We start from the raw sequence: 22,804 nt of genomic DNA, 5'->3' as shown, positions 1-22,804 counted from the left end.
TAAGTGGGGGGTTTGGCGACGAGGCGCGCCCGTTCCCGGCCGCCCGGGCCGGGTTACCGTCACCGGGTGCGTGCCAGCCGGCTGGTCTCCCTGCTGCTACTCCTGCAGACCCGGGGGCGGATGACAGCCCCGGAACTCGCCGACGCCCTGGAGGTGTCGGTGCGAACCGTCTACCGCGACGTCGAGTCGCTCGGCGCCGCCGGTGTGCCGGTGTACGCCGATCGGGGGCCGGCCGGCGGATACCGACTGCTGGAGGGCTACCGGACCCGGCTCACCGGGATGACCGGCCCGGAGGTCGAGGCGCTGTTCCTCGCCGGTCTGCCCGGCCCGGCCGCCGAACTGGGACTGGCGTCGGTGGTGGCCGCCGCCGAGTTGAAGGTGCGCGCTGCGCTCCCCGGTGAGCTGGCCGACCGCAGCGGCCGGATCCGGCAACGATTCCATCTGGACGCACCCGGCTGGTTCCGGCACCCCGAAGCCACCCCGCACCTGGAGGCGCTGGCCGGCGCGGTCTGGCGGGACCGGCTCGTGCGGCTGCGCTACCGGCGCTGGCGCGCGCCGCGGGAGGTGACCCGGCTCGTCGCCCCGCTGGGCGTGGTGCTCAAGGCCGGCCGCTGGTATCTGGTGGGCCGCTGCGAGGAACAGGTACGCACCTACCGGGTCGGTGCGGTGCTCGACGTCGAGGTCACCGACGAGCCGTACGCGCGGTCCGACGACTTCGACCTGGCCGCGTACTGGCGGGAGTGGACCGCCCGCTACGAACGCGACGTATACCGCGACCAGGCCCGCATCCGGCTCACCGTGGCGGCGCTGGAGTTCATGCCGTACGTGTTCCCGCCGGAGATGAGCCGCGCCGCCCGGGCCGCGGCCGGTGAGCCCGGCCCGGACGGATGGCTGGAGACCACGGTGCCGATCGAGTCGGTCCGGCACGCCCACGCCGAATTGCTGAAGCTCGGCGCGGAGGTCGAGGTGCTGACCCCGGCCGACCTGCGCGAACGGTTCATCGCGACCGCGCATGCGTTGGCCCGGCTCTACGGCGACGCGGGGTCGGCCGGTGCTCCGGCCTCCCCCGCGTCGGCGTGACGTGCTCAGGCGGTGGTGAGCTGACGGTGGCCGTTGCTCTCGGCGGGCGTGCTCACCGTGATCCGGCGCGGCTTGGCGCGCTCGGCGATCGGGATGCGCAGCGTCAGCACCCCGTTGTCGTAGCCGGCCTCAAGCCGGTCGGTGTCGAGCGTGTCGCCCAGGAACAGCTGCCGGGTGAACGTGCCCATCGGACGCTCGGCGGCGACCAGCTCGACGTTCTCGCCGGTGGGGCGGCGGCGTTCGGCGCGGACGGTCAGCACGTTGCGCTCGACGGTGCAGTCGATGCTGTCCGGGTCCACACCGGGCAGGTCGAACGCCGCGTAGAAGTGGTCGCCGTCGCGGTACGCGTCGAGGTGCATCACGGCGGGCCGGGCGGTGGTGCCGAAGAACTGCTCGGCGATCCGGTCGATCTCGCGGAACGGGTCGGTACGCATCAACATGGCTCTTGCCTCCTCGGTTCTCCTGGCCCAAGGTCTCAAGTTGAGTCTAAGTGACTCAAGTTCCTGGTTCTGTTTTAGCGCGCCTGCGCCGCCTCGTCAACTCGTCCCGCAAGCGTCTTCTCGAACCAGTGCTGCGCGTACGGTCCGCTGGTGAAGGCGGGGATCTCCCGGTAACCGTGCCGGGCATACAGGGCACGCGCCTCGACCAGGTCGGAGCGGGTGTCCAGCCGGATCCGCGTCACCCCGCCGGCGGTCGCGTACGCCTCGATCGCGGCGATCAGCGCCGCCCCACCCCCGGCACCCCGGTGCTCCGGGCGCACGTACACCCGGGTCAGCTCGGCCCAGTCCGGCTGCCATCGCAGCCCGGCGCACCCGGCGAGGCGGCCGTCGCGCCGGGCCAGCACCAGCAGCCCGGCTGGCGGGACCAGGTCGTCGCTCGGGTCCTCGGCCAGCGCGGCGTCCACCTCAGCGGGCCGCTCCGGACGGCCATACCAGCGGCGCACCATCTCCGCCATGTACTCGCGCAGCAGCAGCGCCGCGTCCGGCTCGTCCGGGTGCACGACCCGCGTGCTCCAGCCGGTCACGGGCCGGTCCGCCAGTAGACGCCCTGCTCGCGGGTGAGCAGCATGTCGTCGATCAGGTAGCGGCGCAGCGTCACGTGGTCGGCCTCGCCGCCCTCGCACCACCGGCGCAGCGCGTCGTCCACCTCCCGCTCCGGGTAGCGCCGCCCGGGTTCGAAGGTGCGTTCGGTGATGTGCTCCAGCAGCACGCGGCGGCGCCCCCGCTGCGCCGGCAGCCGGGTCAGCGCGCCGTCGCGCAGGAACGTGCGCAGGATCGTCTCGCGCGGGTTCGCGGCCGGCGCCGCCGAAGCCGCCGCACCGGCCCGCGCGAACTCGCGCAGCCGCTCGGCGTCGACCCGCAGGCCGCCGTCGTCGGCGAGCACCCCGGCGTCGGTGAGACGGCGGACGGCCACTGCGGCGTCGCGGGCGGGCAGGCCGGTACGGGCCACCACGGCCGGCACGTCCCGGGCGCCGAGCACGATCGCGGCGAACACGGTCCGGCGGCGCTCGTCGGCGAGCGCCCCGGCGAGGGCTTGAGCGGTCATGGCGGGCAGCCTGTCAGCAACCCGCCGGATCCGGCGAGGCGTTTTCCGGCCGCCGGGCTCACAGCCGCCGGTGCATCACGTGCAGCCCGACCCGTCCCAGCGTCGGGTGCGCGAACGCCTCCGGCACGGTGCCGATGACGGTGAAGCCGAGCCGCCGGTACAGCTCCACGGCTGCCGCGTTGGTCTCCACCACGGCGTTGAACTGCATCGCGGCGAAACCCTGCCGCCGGGCCCAGTCCAGCGCCTCCTCGCACAGCGCCCGGCCCACACCCCGGCCGCGGGCGTCCGCCGCGACCATGAAGCTCGCCGTCGCCACGTGCGAGCCCGGCCCGGGCCGGTTCGGGCCCATCTTCGCGGTGCCGCACACCGCGCCGTCGTGGTCCACCGCGACCGAGGTACGCCCCGGCGGGCGCTCCACCCACACCTCCCGCAACGTCTCCGGCGGCCAGTCCGGGTCGTACGGGAACGTGTCGGCGGCGGTGATGACGTCGGCGAGGATCGGCCGGACCGGGGCCCAGTCGGCGTCTGTGTAGTCACGAATCAGCATCGGCGCGCACGCTAGCCGCCGCCCCGGCCGTCCGGCCACCGGTTTCCGTCCACCCGGCCGAGGGTGGCGGGGCATCGACGGACCACCGGCCGGGGCCATCATGGACGGGTGGCCGAATCAGTCGCCGACATCGATCGGAGCGAGGCCGCCGCACCCGGCGGCCCGCCGCCCGCCGGTCCGCGTACCGCCGCGTCCCTGGTGGTGGGCGCGGTCCTCACTGTCGTGCTGCTGTCGCTGGCCGGCCGCTACGGCTACCACCGCGACGAGCTGTACTTCCTGCTGTGCGGCCGGCACCTCGACTGGGGCTACGTCGACCAGGGGCCCCTCGTGCCGGCCCTGGCCCGGCTGGCCGACACGATCGCGCCGGGCAACCTGGTGGTGCTGCGTACCCCGTCGGCGTTCATCGGCGGCGCGGCGGTGGTCCTGGTCGCCGCGACCGCCCGGCAGTTCGGCGCCGGCCGCGCCGCCCAGACGGCCGCGTCGGTGCTCGCCGCCGCCTCGGGCATCGTGCTGGCCGGCGGCCATCTGCTCAGCACCACGAGCGTCGACCTGCTGGTGTGGCTGGCCGCCACGCTGTGCGTGGTACGGATGCTGCGCACCGGCGACACCCGGTGGGCGCTCGGCGCCGGGCTCGCGCTCGGTGTCGGCCTGCTCAACAAGCCGCTGCCCGCGCTGCTCGGCGTCGGCCTGGTCGCCGGGTTGCTGATCGCCGGGCCGCGCGGGCTGCTGCGGGACCGGTGGGTGCTCGCCGGTGCGGGCGTCGCCGCGCTGCTCGCCGTGCCGTACGCGGCGTGGCAGGCCGCGCACGGCTTCCCGCAGCTCGACGTCGCCGCGTCGATCGCCGACGGGGACAGCTCCTACAGCGGCCGGATCGACGCGGTGGTGCTCCAGTTCTTGATCATCAGCCCGTTCGCTGTTCCGGTGTGGGTCGCCGGGCTGGTGGCGCTGCTGCGCCGGCCGGCCTGGGCGGCGTACCGGTCGCTTGCCTGGGCGTGGTTGGTGGTGGTCGCGATCGTGGTGGTGGCCGGCGGCAAGGGCTACTACGACGCGCCGCTGCTGCTGGTACTCGCCGCCGCCGGGGTGGTGCCGGTCGTCGCGTGGGCGCGGCGGGGCGCGCCCCGGGTCCGGCAGGCGTTGCTGGTCACCGCCGCCGTGCTGATGGCCGCGAGCAGCGCGGTGCTGCTGCTGCCCACGCTGCCGGCCGACCGGCTGCCCGGGTTCGTGGTCGCGGCCAACTACGACGCGGGCGAGACCATCGGCTGGCCCGAGTTCGCCGACTCGGTGGCCGCCGTGCACCGCGCGCTGCCGCCGGCCGAGCGCGACCGGGCGGTGGTGCTGACCGGCAACTACGGCGAGGCCGGCGCGCTGGCCCGGTACGGGCCGGCCCGGGGACTGCCCCGCGCGTACTCCGGGCACAACAGCATGGCCACGTTCGGCCGGCCGCCCGACGACGCCGACGTGGTGATCGTCGTCGGCTGGTCCCGGCCGGAGCCGTTGCGTGCCTGGTTCACCGAGCTCACCGAGGCGGGCCGGGTCGACCAGCGGGTCGACGTCGACAACGACGAGAACGGCGAGCCGATCTTCCTCGCCCGGGGCCTGCGGCGTCCGTGGTCACAGATCTGGGACACCGAGGTACGCCACGGCTCCTGAGATAATTGCCGCCATGCTCTGGGGAGTCAGCGGGCCGATCTTCCTCCTCGACTACCTCGGCGCGGTCGCCGTGGCAGTCGTGATCGCCGTGGCGGTACGCGAACTGACCGGCCGCCGTACCCGCGGTGCGACACCCGACCGGGTCGAGCTGGCGTACCTGACCGACCGGGCGCTGCTGGCCTGCCAGGTCGGGGTGGCCGCGCTGCGCCGCGCAGGCGGGGTCGACGTCGGCGAACTCGCCACCCTGCACGCGCAGGGACCGCCCCCGGCCGGCTCGCCCGCGCTGGTGCGCGCCCTGCACTCCGCGCTGCGCCGCCCGCAGACCTGGGCGGCGGTGCTCGCCGACCCGGCGGTGGGCCGGGCGCTGCGCCGTACGGTCGGGCGGCTGGTCCGCGACGGCTGGCTGCTCACCCCCGGGCAGCGGCGGCGGATCGCGCTGGGCACGGTGCCGTTGTTCGCGGTCGCCGCGGTCGGTTTGACCCGGCTCGTGGACAGCGCTGTCGAGGGGCGCTCGGCGGGCGGTCCGGCGTCGGTCGCCGGGCTGCTGTTGTGCTGCCTGGCCACCGCGCTCGGTGGCTGGTGGCTGACCGAGGTGCCGGAGACCGGCGCCGCCGCCCGCGCGCTGCTGCGACGGCTGCGCCGCGAGCACGCCGACCTCGACCCCGAGCGCCGCCCGGTCTGGCAGGGCCGGGACACCGACACGCTGCTCACCGGAATGGCCCTGTTCGGCCCCCGTCCCCTGCTCGCGGTGGACCCGGCGTTCGCCGTGCAGGTGGGCGTCGACCCGGAACGGGACCGTCCTCGCCCCGACCGCAAACCCGCCCGCCGCTGACCGAACCCCCCATTTCGCGTCGATCATGAGGTTGACGGTGTCCGGCGCCCCGGTTTGTCCGGTACAACTTCATGATCGACCCGGACGGGGCAGGCCCGCCGGTTTCCTTGTCTTGGGGGCCGGGAAGGCTCGGGCATGGCCGAGACATTCGTGAGCGAAGACCTGAAGACACTGCAGGCGATTGCGCGCGGGGCCGGCATACAGGAGGTCGACCGCCTGTCGCCGGACCAACTGGTCGAGGCGCTACGCCGCGCCGGGGTGACGAACGGTACGCAGGACCAGTGGCCGCCCCAGCCGATCGAGGACCCGGCGCACCTGGCCGGGCTGCCCCGCAGCTCGCTGACGCAGGGCGACGAGAGCACCGGCGGCCGGGCCGCCGAGGAGGCGATCGGCGCCATGCCCGGCGAGTCCGGCACCGAGATCAACGACCGCACCGAACGCTGACCGTACGGGAGAAAGGGGCCGCCCCCGGTGCTCCCGGGGGCGGCCTGTCACGCTCGACCGGACGCGGTCAGTGCATGCCGGCTGCTGCCGCCTCCTCGCGGGCCCGGCGCTCGTCTCCGCTGAGCGTGTTCAGCGGCTTCTCCTTGATGAACAGCACGACGATCAGGGCGAGCAGCGCGAACGGCGCGCCGATGAGGAACATCTCCGACGTGGCGATGCCGTAGACGTCCTGCACGATCCGCAGCACCGGTTCCGGCAGGGCGGACAGGTCCGGCACCTCGGCCGATCCGCCGCCGGTCGCGATCGGGCCCAGCCGCTCGACGGTCAGCGAGGTCACCCGGTTCGCCAGGACCGCGCCGAGCGCGCTCACGCCGACCGCGCCGCCCATGCTGCGGAAGAACGTCAGCACCGAGGTGGCCGCGCCGAGTTCCGCGGCCGGTACGTCGTTCTGCGCGGCCAGCACCAGGTTCTGCAGGAGCATGCCGACGCCGACACCCAGCACCGCCATGTACACCGACAGCATCGGCACGCTCGTGTTCGCGTCGATGGTGCTCAGCAGCAGCATGCCGACCGTCATCACCGCGGCGCCGGCGACCAGGAACATCTTCCATCGGCCGTACTTGGTGATCAGCTGGCCGGCCACCGTCGAGGAGACCAGCAGGCCGAGGACCATCGGCAGGCTCATCAGGCCGGCCGCCGTCGGCGACTTGCCGAGCGAGGTCTGGAAGTACTGCGACAGGAAGACGGTGCCGCCGAACATCGCCACGCCCACGAGGATGCTCGCGATCGTGGTGAGGCTGACGGTGCGGTTGCGGAAGATGCCGAGCGGGATGATCGGCTCCTCGGTGCGGGACTCGACGAACACGGCGAGCGCGAGCAGCGCCAGCCCGCCGCCGACCAGCAGCGCGGTCCAGCCGGACGCCCAGTCGAACTTGTTGCCGGCCAGCGACGACCAGATCAGCAGCGTGGACACGCCCGAGGTGATCAGCAGGGCGCCGAGCCAGTCGATGCGGACCTTGCGGCGTACCACAGGCAGGTGCAGCGTCTTCTGCAGCAGCGCGATGGACAGCAGGCTGAACGGCACGCCGATCAGGAAGCACCAGCGCCACCCGAGCCAGGACGTGTCGACCAGGACGCCACCGATCAGCGGGCCGGCGATGGTGCCGACACCGAAGACGGCGCCGAAGATTCCGGCGTACCGGCCCAGCTCACGCGGCGGAATCATGGCCGCCATGACGATCGTGGCGAGCGCGGTCATGCCGCCCGCGCCAATGCCCTGGATGACCCGGCTGAACAGCAGCACCTCGACGTTCGGGGTGAAGCCGGCGACCAGCGAGCCGACCACGAACAGGCCGAGAGACAACTGGATCAGCAGCTTCTTGCTGTAGAGGTCGGCCATCTTGCCCCACAGCGGCACCGTCGCGGTCATCGCCAGCAGCTCGCTGGTGACGATCCAGGTGTAGACGGTCTGACTGCCGTCGAGGTCGGCGATGATCCGGGGCAGCGCGTTCGCCACCACCGTCGAGGCGAGGATCGCCACGAACATGCCGACCATCAGGCCGGACAACGCCTGGAGGACCTCCCGGCGTGACATCCGCGTACCCGTCTCGGCGGGCGGAACAGTGGCGGTGGTCATCGAACTCCTTGTCGTGTGCGCAGGCGAGCGGCCGTGCGCGGGCGGGAGGGGTCAGTACGGGTCGGGCAGGCCGGCGGCGACGGCGGCGAACGCCTCGGCGGTCAGTTCGCGCAGCGTCGCCGTGCCGGGTCGCTCGACCCACTGCATGAGGGCCGTGCGGAAGACCGCGCCGGCGACTGTGGTGACGAGCGTCGGGTGGCCGTGGCACGGGCCGAGCCCCAGCCGGGTGGCCACCGCCGCGACGATCACCTGCTCGGTCTCGGCGTTGCCGCTGATCAGGCGCGGAAGAAGCGACGGGTTCGCCGCGATCACCCGCAGGCGCAGCAGCCACACGTCCCGATCTGCCTCGATGGCCTCGACCACGTCGTCGAAGGCCTGCCGCAGCGCGTCGAACGCGGACAGCTCCGGCGGGGCGGCGACGATGCGGGCGGCAAGCACCTCGCGGTCGGTCGGCTGGTCGCCGAGCAGCGCCTCGTCCTTGCTGGGGAAGTAGTTGAAGAAGGTGCGGGCCGACACGTCGGCGGCCTCGCTGATCTCCTCCACCGTCACCTGGTCCAGGCCGCGTTCGGCGACCAGGCGCAGCGCGGCGGCGCTGAGGGCGGCGCGGGTCTGGCGCTTCTTGCGGTCACGCAGGCCGGGGCGGCTCTGATCCGGGGTCACGCGCCGACTCTACGAGTGATCTTGCAGACAGTGCAAACTTTTAGTGAGTGAAGTGACGGGCGCCGCATGGCAGCGGCGCCGGAAAACGGGTTGAGAGCGGTTCCGGACGTCCCGTACGTTTCCCGCACTCCTGCCGCAGCGAAGAAGGACGATTTCGCGTGACCCCTCCTGCTCTCTAGAACCTGACACGTTCCCCACGCCTGTAGCCGGCCGTTGCGCGCCGGCTCCCCGGGCTGCCCTCGCGCGCCCGGCCACAGCGTCCGAGGCCGCGCGTAATCGGCCTCGCGTCAGGTCTTCAGAGATCAGGTCTCCATGTCATCCCAACCGCATATCGTGCTGCCCTGGGTCGTGCGCCGGACCCGCCTTCCGCTGCTGTCGCTGCGCTGCGCCGTCTGCCGGGCCGAGTCGGCCACCGCCGCCAAGGGCCGGTTCCGCGTCAACGCCAACGGCAAGCTGCTGGACGTGTGGCTGCTCGTCCGGTGCGTGTCCTGCGACCGCACCGTCAAGCTCACCGTCCGGGAGCGGGCGGCCGTCAGTTCGTTCGATCCCACCGAGCTGCACGGCCACCAGCTCAACGACCCCGCCCTGGTGGCTGCCACACTGCTGGATCCGGCGTTCGCCCGGCGCTGCCGCTTCACCCTGGACTGGACGGACGCGTGGACGCTCGATGCGCCCACGGTGCCGCTGGACCGGTGGCCCGTCCAGGTGGACGTCACCTTCGCCGACCCGGTGCCGGTACGCCCGGACCGGCTCATCGCCCGCCGGTTCGGGCTCACCCGGTCCGAGGTGCTGCGCCGGGTCAAGTGCGACATTCCGCTGAAGCGTCCGACGAGCTCCGCCTTCACCTTCACGGTGCTGGCGGAGGACTGACCGGGGCGTGGTCGCGGCGGCCGGGTGCCGCCGCGACCACGCCTCACCCGCCGCTCGCGGCGCCGCCCCGTACCGCGGCGAGTTCGGCTTCGATCAGGTCGGCGGCCCGGTCGGCGCCGCCGGCGGCGCGGGCCTGCCGCTTGAGTTCCGCGCTGCGGGCGGCCACGACGGGGTCCGAGGTGAGGGCGAGCAGCGTCTCGCGCAGTTCCGCGGCGGTGACGCCGGCCGAGTCGGCGACCCGGGCGACGCCGAGCGCGGCCAGCTGCTCGGCGTTCGCGAACTGGTCGGCCGCCTGCGGTACGGCGATCATCGGCGTCCCGCAGTAGAGACCCTCGCTGCTGCCGCCCATGCCGGCGTGGGTGACGAAGGCGTCCGCCTGCTCCAGTACGGCCAGCTGCGGCACCCACCGGTGCACCTCGACGCTGTCCGGGACGGGACCGAGTTCGGCGGGTTCGACGTGCTTGCCGATCTGGAGAACGGTGTGCCAGCCGGGCAGGTCACCGAACGCGGCGACACAGCGGCGGTAGAACTCGGGCTGCCGGGTGAAGGCAGAGCCGAGCGAGACGAGCAGGACCTTCTCGGCGCGCTCCGGTCGTACCCAGGAACCCTGGCCGGAGCGGTCGCCCAGCACCGGGCCGACGAAGCTGTAGACCGACCGGTCCACCCGGTCGGCGTTCGGCTGGAGCGCCTCCGGTGGCAGGACGAGACTGCGCACCGGCCGCCCCTGGAACGCCATGCTGTCGGTGACCGAGGAACCCTCGGCGGTCAGCCATTCAGTGAACCGCCGGTAGTAGTCGGCGCCGCGCGGATCGGCCCGCATCGCCTCCACGGCGGGCGCCATCTCCTGTTCGTAGCCGTCCCAGGCGACGAACGTCGAGGAGAGCTGGACGGCCGGGATCCCCCACTGTTCGCCGAGCAGCCGGGCCGGCGCGCCGGCGATGTCGTAGAGGAACAGGTCCGGCCGGTCGTCGGCGTAGGCGGCCCGCAGCTGCGGCAGCATGGCGATCGCATCGTCGAGGAAGGGCGTGAGCTGCGCGATCGGGTCGTCGATGCCGGCGCCGCCGTCGGCGGGCAGCGTCGACGTGTACGGCTTCAACTCGGCGCCGGTGGCCCGGATGACCTCGGCGAAGGCGGGATCGTTGGCGTAGGTGACCCGGTGACCGCGCCGCACGAGGGTACTGATGATCTCCAGGCTCGGGTTGACGTGGCCGTGGAACGGAATGCTGACCATTGCGATGTGCGGCACGTGATCTCCTGATCTCTGTTGAGACGAGACGTCCCGTCTCGCTTGCCAAAGCAGAGCACAGCTCGACGTGGCCGTCAAGACGATACGTCTCGTCTCGTTGTAGGCTCTCGCTGTGACCCCGCAGCCCACCCGCCGCAACGAGCAGTCCCGCCGCGCGATCCTCGCCGCCGCGCTGGAGCTGCTGACCGAGACCGGCTACCAGGCCCTGACCGTCGAGGCGATCGCCGCCCGTGCCGGGGTCGGCAAGCAGACCATCTACCGCTGGTGGCGCGGCAAGGGCGCGGTCATCCTGGACGCGCTCGCCGACGACATGCCGGAGGTCATCACCCTTCCCGACACCGGTGACCTGCGGGCCGATCTGCGCCAGGTGCTCCGGGCCACCGTCGCCGAGTTCGCCGATCCACGGCTGTCCGCCACCACCCGCGCCGTCACCATCGAGACACTCGCCGACGAGGACCTGGGCGGCCAGGCGCGCGACCGGCTGCTCCGTCCCCAGCTGAACGCGGTCCGCGCCCGCCTGGAGGCCGCCCGCGAGGCCGGCCAGGTGCGCCCCGACGCCGCCCTGGACCAGGTGGTGGAGTTGCTGTTCGGCCCGCTCTACCACCGCTGGCTGCTGCGCAACGGCCCACTGACCGACGACTACGCCGACGGCATCGTCGACCTGGTCGTCGCCGCCGTCACCCCGTCAGCGCGCACCAGCGGCTAGCCAGTCGTCTGCGGCCTATCCGGCGGCCAGTTCCTGCGACAGCCGATCGAGTCCAGCCCTTATCAGCTTTCCGTAGCCGTCGTCGCCGAGCGCGCCGATCCCCTCCCGGGCCCGCTGGAGGTGGTCCCGGGCCTGGTCGAGTTCGCCGAGCTTGCGGTGGCACTCCGCCAGGTTCAGATGCAGCGACGGGTACAGCCCGGCGACCGACATCGGCACCCCGGCCTGTGCGACCCGGGCATCGGTGAGCAGGTCGGCCGCCGCGAGCGCCCGCCGGTCCCAGGCAAGCTCCTGACGTGCGTCGTCCTGCACGTCGGCCATCGCGTGGGCGAGGACGCAGACGTGCAGGGGGTCGCCCTGTTCCCCGCCGATCTCGTCCCAGATCCGGGCGAACAGGTCGCGGGCGTCCTCCCGTCGGCCGTGCTGGTGGTGCATCTGCACGCCGTCGTTGATCCGGGTCAGCGTCGCGTCGAACACCATCGCCTGCTTTCTGGGGTCGGCTGCGGTGGCCTGATCGTACGCCGACAGCGGCCTCCTGAACCCGCGCGCACATAACTGTCATTATGGTGCGGTGTCGATTCGTCCTGTTTGACCACATGATTTATCGGATTGCTGTTACCGGTAATCCGTTAAACAGATCCCCGCGTGGGCTTGCCTCGAAGGCGAGGTTTGGGAGGATCGAGGCGTGCGCGCCGCTAACCGGAGATGGGGGCACGTCGCCCTGACCACCTGCCTGCTGCTCGCAGCCGCAGGTTGTACGAGCGAGGACGATGCGGAGCGACCTGCACCGGCCGCGCCGGACCCCTCCTCTCCCGGCGCGCAGGCCGCGCCGCTGCCACCACTGCCCGAGGGCGGGCAGCGCCTGCGGTGCGCCGATTCGATCGCCACGACACCGGAACCGGGTGAGGGGTACCGCGTCGTGGCTGACACCGTGGCGGTGTCGTCGACTGTGGTGCAACCGACCGGGTCGTCCGATGACCGAGGGCCGACGCGGCTCTTCGCCAAATGGGGCCTGCTCGTACGGGCCGGAGCGGCCGTGGAGGTGCGGGTGGCGCCCGGCTGGGAGGACCGCGCCCGCATCGGGTGGGGCCCGGGCGCCGTCCCGGCGACCACTGTGCAGGTCGAGGCGTGCCCGGCCGCGAGCGCGTCGACCGCATGGTCGGTCTACACCGGCGGCACGTGGGTGGCGGGCCCGGCGTGCGTACCGCTGGTGATCAAGTCGCCCGGACGGCAGGTCGAGGTGCGACTCGCGATCGGCGCCGCGTGCGACGAGAGCACCTAGCGTACGAACGGCCTGACGACCTCGAAGGGCTTCGGGAACCGTACGGCGATGCCACTCTCCCGGCTCTTGCGGTCGAGGAACGCCCTGGCCACGGCGAACCTGTCGAAGAACCTCGGCAGCGGCCGCAGCCCGCGGTCCAGGGAGACGAAGAAGTCGTCCCAGTGGATCGGTACGATCAGGCCGGGCCGGGTCGCGTCCACCACGTGCCGCCAGTAGTCGCTCTGGAACTGCTGCGGCTGCACCCCCAGGGCGCCGATCGCGAGGTAGAGGACGTCGACGTCGAGCCCGTCGAACCGGTGCGGCACGTAGTTGGCGCTCGGGTGGATCAGCAGCGAACCGCCGGGGTGGGTGACGAGGAACGAGAAGCACCCGCCGTCGCGGTATCTGCTCGCCCTGACCGGCGGGACGAGCGGCGCCTCGATCACACCCGGGAACCTGTTGCCCGGGCTGTGGTCGCCGACGAACACGCGCACGGTGAACGCGCCGACGGGGTACTCGTCGCCGTCGGCGATGCGCGTCATCGACTGCTCGTCGAGGCCCGCGCCGCGTCCCACGTTGAGAGTGGACTCGGAGCCGAACAGACGTCCCCCGAGGTGCTTCACCACCTCGGGGGCGTCCATGACGTGGTCGTAGTGGGAGTGGGAGACGAAGAGCGCGTCGACACGAGTCACGCCGGCCCGGGAGAGCGCGGCGGTGATCCGCCCGAGGTCGGGGGCCACGCGGCCCAGCGCGACGCGCAGCAGTGAGGGCCGGCTCAGGAAACCGTCGATCAGGATTCCGGAGCTGCCGTCGGACACGTGGACGGTCGAGGTGCCGAAGAAGACGGCTTCGACAGACGCCCCGCCCGAGCCCATGCGCAGATGGTAGTGCGCCCGTCCTCGCGTCAGCTGCCGTCCGGCGCGGTGCCGCGGGTGCTGCGCAGGCTCCACACGATCGACACCGCGATCGTCACCACGATCACGCCGAGGGTGACCGGGATGGGCAGCTTGCCGACGGGCGTCTCCGAGAGGATCAACTTCACGCCGGCGAAGGCGAGCAGAACGGCCAGGCCGTAGTGCAGGTGCACGAAGCGGCGCAGCAGCCCGGCGAGGCAGAAGTAGAGGCTGCGCAGGCCGAGGATGGCGAAGGCGTTTGCGGTCCAGACGATGAACGTGCTGGTGGTGATCGCCAGGATCGCGGCGACACTGTCGACGGCGAAGATCAGGTCGGTGGCCTCCACCGCGATCAGGACCACGAACAGCAGGGTCGCGACCCGCTTCCCGTCGACCCGGGTGAAAAACCTGTCACCGTGGAAGGCCGGGTCGGTCGGAACGATCCGGCGGACCAGCCGGACGACCGGGTTACGGTCCGGCGGGGTCTGCTCGCCGTGGCGGAACGCCATCTTGTAGCCGGTGTAGACGAGGAACGCGCCGAACACGTACGCGGTCCAGAAGAACGTCTCCAGCAGCTCGGCACCGACGAAGATGAACACCAGCCGGAACACCAGGGCGCCGATGACCCCCCAGAACAGCACCTTGTGCTGGAACGCGGCGGGCACGGCGAAGGATGTGAAGATCAGCGCGAAGACGAAGACGTTGTCGATCGACAGCGCCTTCTCGATCAGGTAGCCGGCGTAGTAGGTGCCCGCCACGTCGCCGCCCTGCCAGACCCACAGGACGACGCCGAAGAGCAGGCCGGCCGCGATCCAGATACCGGACCAGACCGCTGCCTCACGGAAGTCGATGACGTGGTTGTCGCGGTGCAGGAACAGGTCCACGGCGAGCATCGCCGCGATCGCCAGCATGAGTACTGCCCAGATCCACCAGGACACGGACATACCGAAGGAGACCTCTCGCCCGGGCCGGCGGGTGCCGGCGCTGCTGGACGAAGGTCTCCCCGGGCCACTGACGGCGGTGGCTGCACCGCCGGGATCCGGATGGGCCGGGCCCGTACTGACGGCGGTGCGTGGTACGTCGGGTACTCCCCCTCGAACTACGATCCAGTATTCACGAAGTGGTGTTCGCACGTCAAGGAGTCCGGGCCGTCGCTAGGGTGACCGGATGGACGAAGACGCACGACTTCGGCACTCCACCTCGTTCGGCGCGGCGGCCACCGCGTACGCCGAACACCGCCCTGACTATGCGCGGGCCGCCCTGCGGTGGGCGCTCGACGGCGCACCCGGTGCGCGGGTTCTCGACCTCGGCGCGGGCACCGGCAAGCTCACCGCCACGCTGGCCGAGGTGAGCGACGACGTCGCGGCCGTGGAGCCGGACCCGGCGATGCTCGCCGAACTCCGCCGCACCCTGCCTGGCGTACGTGCGCTGTCCGGCAGCGCCGAGGCGATCCCGCTGCCGGACGCCTCCGTCGACGCCGTGGTCGCCGGCAACGCCATGCACTGGTTCGACATGTCCGTGGCCGGGCCGGAGATCGCCCGCGTCCTCTCCCCCGGCGGTGTCCTGGCCGGACTGTGGAACGTCGTGGACGACCGGGTCGACTGGGTCGCCGGGCTCGCGGCGGTCAGCGGCAGCGCCGCCATCGGCCCCCGGGACACGCCCGCGAGCTGGCGCGCCGCGACGGCGGCCATGCACCTGCCGAAGAGCGGCGAGGCCCGGTTCGGCTCGCCGGAGCAGGCGGAGTTCCCGCACGGGCAGCGCCGCACCGCCGATTCGCTCGTGGCGACGCTCGCCACCCGGGCCGGGATGCTCGTCATGCCGGAACGGGAACGCACCGAGACGCTCGACCGCATCCGCGCGTACCTGGCGAGCCGGCCGGAGACGGCCGACGGGGAGTTCACGCTGCCGATGCTCACCTGCGTACTGCGGGTACGGCGCAGGTGAACGGTGGCGACGTCCGCGCCGCCGCTGACGCGATGACCGCCGTGCTGCGGCCCGCCGCCGACCGGGACTGGACGGTACGCGCGGGCGACCTGGACTGGTCCTGCTGGACCACGGCCGCGCACATCGCGCACGACCTGGTCGCGTACGCCGGTCAGGTGTCCGGCCGGCCCGACGGCGGCTACCTCCCGTTCGACCTGCGGGTACGCGCCGACGCCGCGCCCGCCGAGGTGCTCACCGTCGCGGCGGCCGCGGCCGGGATGCTCGCCGCCACCATCGACGAGGCGAGCCCGGACGACCGGGCATGGCACTTCGGCCCGTGCGATCCGGCTGGGTTCGCCGCGATGGGCGTGGCCGAGATCGTGCTGCACACGCACGACCTGACCCGAGGGCTCGACCTGAACTGGTCGCCGCCCGCCGGGCTGTGCGCGCGGGTGGTGCGCCGGTTGTTCCCCGACGCGCCGGACGGCGACCCGGCGCCGGTGCTGCTGTGGCTGACCGGCCGCGCGCCGCTCGGCGGCAGGCCGCGGCGGACCGCGTGGACCTGGCAGGCCGCACGTCCCTGAACGCTCTCAGCGACGCCACCAGCGCCACCGACGGCGCGGGCGGGCCGAGGTGGCGTGCTGCGGCTCCGGTGCCGCGACGACCGGCGCGGCACGTTCCCGATCAGTGCGCCAGCGGTGCACCGCCTCCTCGACGTTCACCGGGCGGACCACCACGCGCGGCCCGGTCGGGGTACGCAGCCAGGCCACCACCTCGGTGTTGAGCGCCGCCACGTACGAGCGGACGGCGTCCTCGGTGGGCAGGTCGCGCAGCTCGGCCGGAAGCTGTTCGATGCGGCGGCGCAGCTGCAGCGGTGTGGGCAGCAGCAGGTCGGACGGGATCTGTTCGCGCTCCATGAAGCTGCGGATCCACCAGCCCTCGTCGTAGGGCATGTCGCGCCCCGGAATGGGCTTGCCCGCGCCCGGCAGGTTGTCGAACTCGCCACGCTCCTGGGCCGAGCGGATCTGCGCCTCGACCGCGGCCTCCCAGCCTGTCGTCACCGCCGTCACCTCCCGTACCCACGGTAACCGCCACCGTCCGACAAGAGTCAGCGTCGCGCGGGGCCGGGCTGTTCCCGCGCGCCGGGCGGGTCCGCCGCGTAGCGTGCCACCGGGTACCGAAAGGGGTGGCGGCGTGCGCGACTGGCTCATCGGACTCGCGGTGGCGGCGGCCTGCCTGGTCGGGAGCTGGGCGGTGCTGGTGCTGCTGGCCCGGCGCCTGCCACCGGGGATCCTGCGTGATCTGGCCGCGTTCGTGCCCGACTGCGTGACAGCGGTACGACGGCTGCGCCGCGACCCGCGGGTGCCGCGCCGCGCCCGCGTCGCGATCGTGGTCGCCGGAATCTGGGTGGCCAGCCCGATCGACCTGATCCCGGAGTTCCTGCCGGTGATCGGCCCGCTCGACGACATCGTGGTGGTCGCGCTCGCGTTGCGCTACGCCGCCCGGCAGATGCCCCGGCAAGTGCTGCTCGACGCGTGGCCGGGCGAGCCAAGGCTGCTGCTGCGCCTGCTCGGCCGCTGAGACCGGGCCGCCGTCAGGGCAGGCGGCGGACGTGGCGGTGGCCGTCCCGGGGGAACGGCGCGCGGGCCGGCAGCACCTCGGTGAAGACGTACCCGCTCTTCTCCGCCACCCGGCAGGAGGCCGGGTTGTCGACCTGGTGCAGCAGCTCCAGGTGGGTCAGGCCGGCGGCGGCGAACCGGGCGAACGCCCACGCGGTGACCGCCTCGACCGCCCGTGGCGCGACGCCGCGGCCGCGTGCCGGCGCGGCCGTCCAGTAGCCGATCTCGGCGGACGGGCGTCCCGGACGGACGTCCTTGAGCACCACGCAGGCCGCCACCCGGTCCTCCTCCAGCACCGCGAACATGAACCGGTGCCCGGCCGCCCAGCCCTGGTGGCTGCGCCGCAGGAACACCTGCGCCTGCGCCGGTCCGGTCACCGGATGCCTGGTCCAGGCGCGCAGCACCGGATCCCGGTACGCCTCGATCAGCGCGTCGGCGTCACCGTCGCGCCACGGGCGCAGCAGCAGGGCGGGAGCGGTCGGGGTGGCCGGTGCGGACAGCACGATCGACATGCGGCAAGTATCACCGCCGCAGCACCGGCACCACCGCCCCCCGCCCCGGCGATCATGAGGTTGGCGGCGACAAATCGGGCACCGCCGGCAGTCAACTTCATGATCGACGCAGTGAGGGCGGGCGGGGACAGTGCGGGGCGGCGGGTGGGCGTAGGGTCCGGGAAGGCGGCAACGGGGAGGCGACGTGGTCACTGTCGGCGCGGTCATGGGAATCGCCCTGGTGGCGCTCGGTCTGGTGCTCACGCCCGGGCCGAACATGGTCTACCTGGTGTCCCGGTCGGTGACGCAGGGGCGGCGGGCCGGGCTGGTGTCGCTGCTCGGCGTGGCGGTCGGCTTCCTGGTCTACCTGGCCGCCGCGGTGGCCGGCATCGCCACCGTGTTCGTGCTGGTCCCGCCGCTGTACACGGCGGTGAAGCTGGCCGGCGCGGCGTACCTGCTGTGGCTGGCCTGGCGGACGCTGCGCCCCGGTGGCACGTCGGCGTTCACCCCGGCGCCGCTGCCGCCGGACCGGCCCCGGCGCCTGTTCATCATGGGCCTGGTCACCAACCTGCTCAACCCGAAGATCGCCATCCTGTACGTGTCGCTGCTGCCGCAGTTCGTCGACCCGGCGCGGGGGCACGTGGCGGTGCAGAGTCTGCTGCTCGGCCTGACCCAGATCGCCGTGGCGCTGACCGTGAACGCGCTCATCGTGCTGAGCGCCGGCTCGGTGTCGGCGTTCCTCACCCGCCGTCCGGGCTGGGCGCGCGTGCAGCGGTGGGTGATGGGCACGGTGCTGGCGGCGCTCGCGGTGCGGATCGCCGCCGACCGCTCCCGCGCCGCCGTCGCCACCCCCTGACCCGGGGTACGCGCGTCAGCGCCCGCCGCAGTCCCACCGCCGGAGCGCGTCACGGGATCTCCTCGCGTACCACCGCCACGCCACCGGGCGCCACCGTCAACTCGCCGTCGACGGTCGCGCCGGTCAGCAGCTCGAACCCGGCAGTCGGCACCCGCTGCGGCCGGTCGGTGTGGTTGAGCAGGTAGAGCAGGCCGTCGTGGCGGCGTACCGCCTCGACGCCCTCGGGCGCGCCGGGACAGGCCGGGGTCACACCGGCGAGCCCTGCTGCCTTGGTGAGCAGCCGCCGGTAGGTGTCGTCGTCGGGGCGGGTGGAGACGTACCAGGCGTACGCGTCACCGACCCGGTGCCGGATGATCGCGGGCCGCCCGTCCAGCACTCCCCCGGCGTAGGCGCGCACCGTCTCCGCGCCGGCCGGGTGCACCGTCTCCGACCAGATCCGGCCGGTCCCGCCCCCGCTCAGCGGCACGTGATCGTCGTCGGCGAGCGGGTGGAACTCCTCCACCCGCACCCCGAGCAGATCCCGGTACGCGCCCGGGTAGCCGCCGAGGCGTACCCGGGCGTGCTCGTCGGCGACGCCGCTGAGCCAGGTCACCAGCAGGTGCCCACCGTCGTGAACGTGCCGGCGTACCCAGTCGACTGTGGCGTCCGAGGCCAGGTAGAGGGCGGGTAGCACGAGCAGCCGGCAACCGTCGAGCGGGGTGCCGGGCGGCACCACGTCGGCGGTGACGCCCGCGTGCCACAGGGCCCGGTGCGCGACGGCGGCCTCGCCGGGGTGGTCGAGTGCGTCGCGGGGCATCCCCGGGTGCCGCAGCGCCCAGCCGCTCGCCGCGTCGTACGCGATGGCCACCGCCGCCTGGACGCGGCCCGCCACGGTTCCGGCGAGGCGGCCCAGCGCGGCGCCCAGGTCGGCGGCCTCGCGGAACACGCGGGTGTCCGCCCCGGCGTGCGACACCACAGCCGAGTGGAAGCGTTCCGCGCCGCCGGCCGGGGCGCGCCACTGGAAGAACATCACGCCGGCGGAACCGCGTGCCACGTGGGCGAGGCTGTGCCGGGTCATCCGGCCGGGTTCCTTGGTGTGCATGCGCCCGGCGGTGTGGATCTGGTTGGGGGCGCTCTCCATCAGCAGCCACGGCACCGGACGGCCGGCGCCGTGGCGGGCCCAGCCGCGGGCCACGTCGGCGGCGAACGCGGTCTGCTCCTCGGCGCCCATGCCGGTCGCGGACGGGTAGTGGTCGATCGCGACCAGGTCGACCTCGCGTGCCCAGCGGGCGTGGTCGACCGGCACCCAGTCGCCGAGCACGTAGTTGGTGGTGACAGGCACCGCCGGGTTGGCCACGCGGAGCAGGTCCCGCTGCTCGATGTACGCGGACAGCAACGTGTCGGACCAGAAGCGGCGGAAGTCGAGCAGCTGGCCGGGGTTGGCGAGGTACTGGGTGGCGCGGGGTGTGCCGACCTGAGCCCAGTCGGAGTAGTGCTGGCTCCAGAAGCTGGTGACCCAGGCGTCGTTGAGCGCGTCGAGGTCGCCGTAGCGGGTGGTGAGCCAGCGGCGGAACGCCGCCTCGGTGTGCGGGCAGTGGCAGGTGGTGCCGTACTCGTTGTGCACGTGCCACAGCGCGAGCGCCGGGTGGTGCGCGTACCGGGCGGCCAGCACCTCGGCGATGCTGCGGGCGGCGTCGCGGTACGCGGGCGCGGCGGCGCAGTAGGTGTCCCGGCTGCCGTGGGTCAGGCGTACGCCGTCGGCGGTGACCGGCAGCGCGTCCGGGTGCTGCAGCGAGAACCACGGCGGCGGCGACGCGGTGGGGGTGGCCAGCGCGGCCCGGATGCCGTTCGCGTGCAGCAGGTCCAGGACGTCGTCGAGCCAGCCGAGCGTGTAGCGGCCGGGTTCGGGTTCCAGCCGGGACCAGGCGAACACGCCGACGGTGACCAGGTCGACCCCGGCCGCGCGCATCAGGGCGACGTCCTCGCGCCACACCTCGGGCGGCCACTGTTCCGGGTTCCAGTCCCCGCCGTAGCAGAGCCGGCCGTCGTCCCACGGCGTTTTAGTTGGCATCCCGGCCAAAATAGGAACAGGTGAGAAGGAAAGTCAATGCCGTCGATCATTGACAGTTAGTTGGGCTTCCAAAGAAACTGGCGGGACCGCCCGTGGACGCCGCGAGGAGACGCCCATGCCGTACCGCCCGCCGCTGGTCCCGTACGAGACGTTCGTGGCCGACCCGCCCGACCTGCCGGTCCGCGCCCCCGGCGAGGAGGGCGCCGACGACGTGCTGCGGGCCGAGGTCGCCGCGACCGACGCGCACGGCGTCACGCTCACCGCGACCTGCGCGTCCGGCCGCACGCTGGTCGCGCGCGTCGAGGCCGCCGGAGACGGGATCATCCGGGTACGCCTCGCCGACGACCTCTCCGTCCGCAGCCGGTCCGCGGCCGCGCTGACGCTGGTCCACCCGCAGCCGCACCCGGCGACGGTGACCGTGGCCGACGGGCACGTCCGGGTGGGCGCCGGCGGCGTGGTCGCCGAGGTGCGCCTGGACCCGTGGGGGCTGCGCTTCCTCGCCTCCGACGGGCGGCTGCTGCTGGCCTCCGACGGTGGTACGCGGGACATCAGCGGCCGCCGCCGCACGCTGCCGCTCGGCCGCTCCACAGTCGACGGCGAGCCGGTCGCCTGGCACGAGAGCTTCGTGGCACCCGGCGACGAACGGTTCGTCGGCTTCGGCGAGAAGTTCACGCCGCTGGACAAGCGCGGCCAGCGACCGCTGATGTGGAACTTCGACGCCTTCGGCGGCGAGTCCGACCGCTCGCACAAGAACGTGCCGTTCTACCTGTCCGACCGCGGCTACGGCGTCCTCGTCGACAGCGGGCTGCCGGTGCAGTTCGACGTGTGCGCGAGCACCCACAGCAGCGTGCAGATCCTCGTCCCGGACGACCTGCTCGACTACTACGTGCTGGCCGGGCCCACCCCGGAGCGGGTGCTCGACCGGCTCGACTCGCTGACCGGGCGGCCGTACCTGCCGCCGCGGTGGGCGTTCGGCGCGTGGATCTCGTCCGGCTTCTTCCCGGACAGCCAGCAGCGGGTGCTGGAGCGGGCCCGGCGCCTCCGCGAGCGGGACGTCCCCTGCGACGTGCTGCACCTGGACTGCTACTGGCAGGTCGCCGGGCACTGGTCGGACCTGCGCTGGGACGCCGACGCCTTCCCCGACCCGGACGGCATGCTCAAGGACCTCACCGAGCAGGGCTTCCGGGTGTGCCTGTGGATGAACCCGTACCTGATGACCGGCAGCCCGCTCTACGCCGAGGCCGAGGCCGCCGGGTACTTCCTGCGCCATCCCGACGGCGGCACGTACGTCGCCGACACCTGGCACGGCAGCTACCCGGCTGGCGCCGTCGTGGACCTCACGAACCCGGCCGCGGTGCGCTGGTTCCAGGGCCTGCTGCGGCCACTGCTGGCGCAGGGCGTCGCGGTGTTCAAGACCGACTTCGCCGAGGGCGTACCCGCCGACGCGGTCGCCCACAACGGCATGACCGGTGTGGAACTGCACAACGTCTACGCGCTGCTGTTCAACGACGCGGTCGCCGACGTCACCGAGGAGGTGGCCGGGCACCGTACCGTGTGGGCGCGCTCGTCGTACCTGGGCGGGCAGCGGCACAGCGCCCAGTGGAGCGGCGACGTCAACGCCACCTGGCCCGGCATGGCCAGCACGCTGCGCGGCGGCCTGTCCCACGGGCTGTCCGGCGTGCCGTTCTGGAGCCACGACACCGGCGGCTTCCACGGCACCCCCGAACCGGACCTGTACGTGCGCTGGACCCAGTTCGGCGCGCTCTCCCCGCTGGTACGGCTGCACGGCACCACCAGCCGCCTGCCGTGGGAGTTCCCGCCCGAGGCGGAACGGCACGCGGTGGACGCGCTGCGGCTGCGCTACCGGCTGCTGCCGTACCTCTGGTCGGCGGCGGTGGCGAGCGCCCGTACCGGCGGCCCGATGATGCGGGCGCTGCTCGTCGACACCCCGGACGACCCGGCCGCCTGGACCGCCGACCTCCAGTACCGCCTCGGCCCCGACCTGCTGGTGGCGCCGGTGCTCGACCCGTCCGGCGAACGCGCCGTGTACCTGCCGGCGGGCGACGACTGGCTGGACGCGTACACCGGGCAGCGGCACCCCGGCGGCCAGCACCTGCGGGTGCGCGTACCCATCGACCGGCTGCCGCTGTACGTGCGGCACGGCGCGCTGATCCCCACGGTGGCGCCCGCGGCGACGGTCGGTACCGGCCCGTTCCGGGACGTCACGCTGGTGGCCTGGGGCGGCGGCGACGGCGTGGGCGTGGTGCGGGACCCCGACGGCGACACCACGATCACCGCCGCACGCGACGGGGACACGCTGCGTGTACGCGTGGACGGGCCGCTGGACGTGCGGCGGGTCAGCGTGGTCGGGGAGGATCCGCCGCGCCGGGTGGTGCTCGGCGGCGAGCCGGTCCCGGTGACGCCGTTCGCGCCGTGGTTCGGCGGCGGAGACCGGCCGGCCGGAATCTCGCCCATTTAGTTTAAGCTGTAGCCGAACT

General features: G+C 73.1%; 25 protein-coding genes. 12 read left to right on the top strand and 13 right to left on the bottom strand.

The features are described 5' to 3' along the window. Positions 1 to 66 precede the first annotated feature (66 nt). On the top strand, positions 67 to 1,080 hold the full coding sequence (locus IRY44_RS24450; RefSeq protein ID WP_194802551.1) for a YafY family protein: 1,014 nt from the start codon (positions 67 to 69) through the stop codon (positions 1,078 to 1,080). A 5-nt stretch (positions 1,081 to 1,085) separates the two neighbouring features. Here IRY44_RS24450 and IRY44_RS24445 read toward each other — a convergent pair whose 3' ends face one another. The 4 genes from IRY44_RS24445 to IRY44_RS24430 form a co-directional block, all read right to left on the bottom strand. Further along, positions 1,086 to 1,520, bottom strand: a complete 435-nt coding sequence (locus IRY44_RS24445; protein WP_013286325.1) for an Hsp20/alpha crystallin family protein — start codon at positions 1,518 to 1,520, stop codon at positions 1,086 to 1,088. Between the two features lie 74 nt (positions 1,521 to 1,594). Then, positions 1,595 to 2,104 carry a GNAT family N-acetyltransferase gene (locus tag IRY44_RS24440; protein WP_269696981.1) on the bottom strand — a complete coding sequence of 170 codons (510 nt, stop codon included), beginning with the start codon at positions 2,102 to 2,104 and terminating at the stop codon, positions 1,595 to 1,597. Further along, positions 2,101 to 2,625 (bottom strand): DUF2087 domain-containing protein, encoded by a 525-nt coding sequence (locus IRY44_RS24435; protein WP_194802550.1) that lies wholly within the window; start codon positions 2,623 to 2,625, stop codon positions 2,101 to 2,103. Before IRY44_RS24435 ends, IRY44_RS24440 begins: the two co-directional genes overlap by 4 nt. A gap of 58 nt (positions 2,626 to 2,683) precedes the next feature. Next, positions 2,684 to 3,172 (bottom strand): GNAT family N-acetyltransferase, encoded by a 489-nt coding sequence (locus tag IRY44_RS24430; protein ID WP_194802549.1) that lies wholly within the window; start codon positions 3,170 to 3,172, stop codon positions 2,684 to 2,686. A 108-nt stretch (positions 3,173 to 3,280) separates the two neighbouring features. On the opposite strand from IRY44_RS24430, the gene IRY44_RS24425 reads away from it, so the two are divergent. From IRY44_RS24425 to IRY44_RS24415, 3 genes are all read left to right on the top strand, one after another. Continuing rightward, on the top strand, positions 3,281 to 4,822 hold the full coding sequence (locus IRY44_RS24425; RefSeq protein WP_194802548.1) for a glycosyltransferase family 39 protein: 1,542 nt from the start codon (positions 3,281 to 3,283) through the stop codon (positions 4,820 to 4,822). 13 nt (positions 4,823 to 4,835) lie between these two features. Next, positions 4,836 to 5,654, top strand: coding sequence for a TIGR04222 domain-containing membrane protein (locus tag IRY44_RS24420; RefSeq protein WP_194802547.1), 819 nt, complete (start codon positions 4,836 to 4,838; stop codon positions 5,652 to 5,654). A gap of 135 nt (positions 5,655 to 5,789) precedes the next feature. Next, entirely contained in the window at positions 5,790 to 6,098 is a 309-nt protein-coding gene (locus tag IRY44_RS24415; RefSeq protein WP_194802546.1) for a hypothetical protein, read from the top strand. A gap of 67 nt (positions 6,099 to 6,165) precedes the next feature. On the opposite strand, the gene IRY44_RS24410 is transcribed toward IRY44_RS24415, so the two are convergent. Together IRY44_RS24410 and IRY44_RS24405 are read right to left on the bottom strand one after the other, a co-directional pair. Then, entirely contained in the window at positions 6,166 to 7,734 is a 1,569-nt protein-coding gene (locus IRY44_RS24410) for an MDR family MFS transporter (RefSeq protein ID WP_194802545.1), read from the bottom strand. 51 nt (positions 7,735 to 7,785) lie between these two features. Further along, positions 7,786 to 8,394 (bottom strand): TetR family transcriptional regulator, encoded by a 609-nt coding sequence (locus tag IRY44_RS24405; protein WP_194802544.1) that lies wholly within the window; start codon positions 8,392 to 8,394, stop codon positions 7,786 to 7,788. Positions 8,395 to 8,742: 348 nt separating this feature from the next. Here IRY44_RS24405 and IRY44_RS24400 point away from each other — a divergent pair, with 348 nt between their 5' ends. Beyond that, on the top strand, positions 8,743 to 9,264 hold the full coding sequence (locus IRY44_RS24400; RefSeq protein ID WP_269696978.1) for a DUF1062 domain-containing protein: 522 nt from the start codon (positions 8,743 to 8,745) through the stop codon (positions 9,262 to 9,264). 43 nt (positions 9,265 to 9,307) lie between these two features. Here the strand turns inward: IRY44_RS24400 and IRY44_RS24395 are convergent, their stop codons facing one another. Beyond that, positions 9,308 to 10,495: a macrolide family glycosyltransferase gene (locus tag IRY44_RS24395; protein WP_228532734.1), complete on the bottom strand. Its 1,188-nt coding sequence runs from the start codon at positions 10,493 to 10,495 to the stop codon at positions 9,308 to 9,310. 127 nt (positions 10,496 to 10,622) lie between these two features. On the opposite strand from IRY44_RS24395, the gene IRY44_RS24390 reads away from it, so the two are divergent. Continuing rightward, positions 10,623 to 11,216, top strand: a complete 594-nt coding sequence (locus IRY44_RS24390; RefSeq protein ID WP_194802541.1) for a TetR/AcrR family transcriptional regulator — start codon at positions 10,623 to 10,625, stop codon at positions 11,214 to 11,216. A 15-nt stretch (positions 11,217 to 11,231) separates the two neighbouring features. On the opposite strand, the gene IRY44_RS24385 is transcribed toward IRY44_RS24390, so the two are convergent. Beyond that, positions 11,232 to 11,693 carry a tetratricopeptide repeat protein gene (locus tag IRY44_RS24385; RefSeq protein ID WP_194802540.1) on the bottom strand — a complete coding sequence of 154 codons (462 nt, stop codon included), beginning with the start codon at positions 11,691 to 11,693 and terminating at the stop codon, positions 11,232 to 11,234. A 205-nt stretch (positions 11,694 to 11,898) separates the two neighbouring features. Between IRY44_RS24385 and IRY44_RS24380 the strand changes: the two genes are divergently transcribed. Then, on the top strand, positions 11,899 to 12,495 hold the full coding sequence (locus tag IRY44_RS24380; protein WP_228532689.1) for a hypothetical protein: 597 nt from the start codon (positions 11,899 to 11,901) through the stop codon (positions 12,493 to 12,495). Here IRY44_RS24380 and IRY44_RS24375 read toward each other — a convergent pair. Both IRY44_RS24375 and IRY44_RS24370 read right to left on the bottom strand, forming a co-directional pair. Then, on the bottom strand, positions 12,492 to 13,349 hold the full coding sequence (locus IRY44_RS24375) for an MBL fold metallo-hydrolase (RefSeq protein WP_194802539.1): 858 nt from the start codon (positions 13,347 to 13,349) through the stop codon (positions 12,492 to 12,494). The two genes, IRY44_RS24380 and IRY44_RS24375, sit on opposite strands and share 4 nt — an antisense overlap. A 29-nt stretch (positions 13,350 to 13,378) precedes the next feature. Beyond that, a complete protein-coding gene (locus tag IRY44_RS24370) occupies positions 13,379 to 14,311 on the bottom strand; it encodes a TerC family protein (protein ID WP_194802538.1) in 933 nt (310 codons plus the stop codon). 223 nt (positions 14,312 to 14,534) lie between these two features. On the opposite strand from IRY44_RS24370, the gene IRY44_RS24365 reads away from it, so the two are divergent. Beyond that, positions 14,535 to 15,311, top strand: a complete 777-nt coding sequence (locus IRY44_RS24365; RefSeq protein WP_194802537.1) for a class I SAM-dependent methyltransferase — start codon at positions 14,535 to 14,537, stop codon at positions 15,309 to 15,311. Further along, positions 15,308 to 15,874, top strand: coding sequence for a maleylpyruvate isomerase N-terminal domain-containing protein (locus IRY44_RS24360; RefSeq protein ID WP_194802536.1), 567 nt, complete (start codon positions 15,308 to 15,310; stop codon positions 15,872 to 15,874). Before IRY44_RS24365 ends, IRY44_RS24360 begins: the two co-directional genes overlap by 4 nt. Before the next feature lie 6 nt (positions 15,875 to 15,880). On the opposite strand, the gene IRY44_RS24355 is transcribed toward IRY44_RS24360, so the two are convergent. Continuing rightward, entirely contained in the window at positions 15,881 to 16,351 is a 471-nt protein-coding gene (locus tag IRY44_RS24355) for a DUF1992 domain-containing protein (RefSeq protein WP_194802535.1), read from the bottom strand. A gap of 133 nt (positions 16,352 to 16,484) precedes the next feature. Between IRY44_RS24355 and IRY44_RS24350 the strand changes: the two genes are divergently transcribed. After that, positions 16,485 to 16,871, top strand: a complete 387-nt coding sequence (locus IRY44_RS24350; RefSeq protein ID WP_135240145.1) for a YkvA family protein — start codon at positions 16,485 to 16,487, stop codon at positions 16,869 to 16,871. Positions 16,872 to 16,884: 13 nt separating this feature from the next. On the opposite strand, the gene IRY44_RS24345 is transcribed toward IRY44_RS24350, so the two are convergent. Continuing rightward, the gene (locus IRY44_RS24345) at positions 16,885 to 17,421 is read right to left on the bottom strand and encodes a GNAT family N-acetyltransferase (protein ID WP_194802534.1); all 537 of its coding nucleotides are present in this window, start codon (positions 17,419 to 17,421) and stop codon (positions 16,885 to 16,887) included. 184 nt (positions 17,422 to 17,605) lie between these two features. Between IRY44_RS24345 and IRY44_RS24340 the strand changes: the two genes are divergently transcribed. Beyond that, on the top strand, positions 17,606 to 18,256 hold the full coding sequence (locus IRY44_RS24340) for a LysE family translocator (protein WP_194802533.1): 651 nt from the start codon (positions 17,606 to 17,608) through the stop codon (positions 18,254 to 18,256). Positions 18,257 to 18,305: 49 nt separating this feature from the next. On the opposite strand, the gene IRY44_RS24335 is transcribed toward IRY44_RS24340, so the two are convergent. Then, positions 18,306 to 20,306 carry a beta-galactosidase gene (locus IRY44_RS24335; RefSeq protein WP_194802532.1) on the bottom strand — a complete coding sequence of 667 codons (2,001 nt, stop codon included), beginning with the start codon at positions 20,304 to 20,306 and terminating at the stop codon, positions 18,306 to 18,308. A 115-nt stretch (positions 20,307 to 20,421) separates the two neighbouring features. Here IRY44_RS24335 and IRY44_RS24330 point away from each other — a divergent pair, with 115 nt between their 5' ends. Next, positions 20,422 to 22,785 carry a TIM-barrel domain-containing protein gene (locus tag IRY44_RS24330; protein ID WP_194802531.1) on the top strand — a complete coding sequence of 788 codons (2,364 nt, stop codon included), beginning with the start codon at positions 20,422 to 20,424 and terminating at the stop codon, positions 22,783 to 22,785. The last annotated feature ends 19 nt before the right edge of the window (positions 22,786 to 22,804 follow it).

The organism is Micromonospora sp. ANENR4 (assembly GCF_015354395.1).
GTDB classification, from domain to species: Bacteria; Actinomycetota; Actinomycetes; order Mycobacteriales; family Micromonosporaceae; genus Micromonospora; species Micromonospora aurantiaca.
The sequence above is the reverse complement of the archived record's forward strand: the minus strand, read 5'-3'. Positions and strand labels throughout refer to the sequence as shown.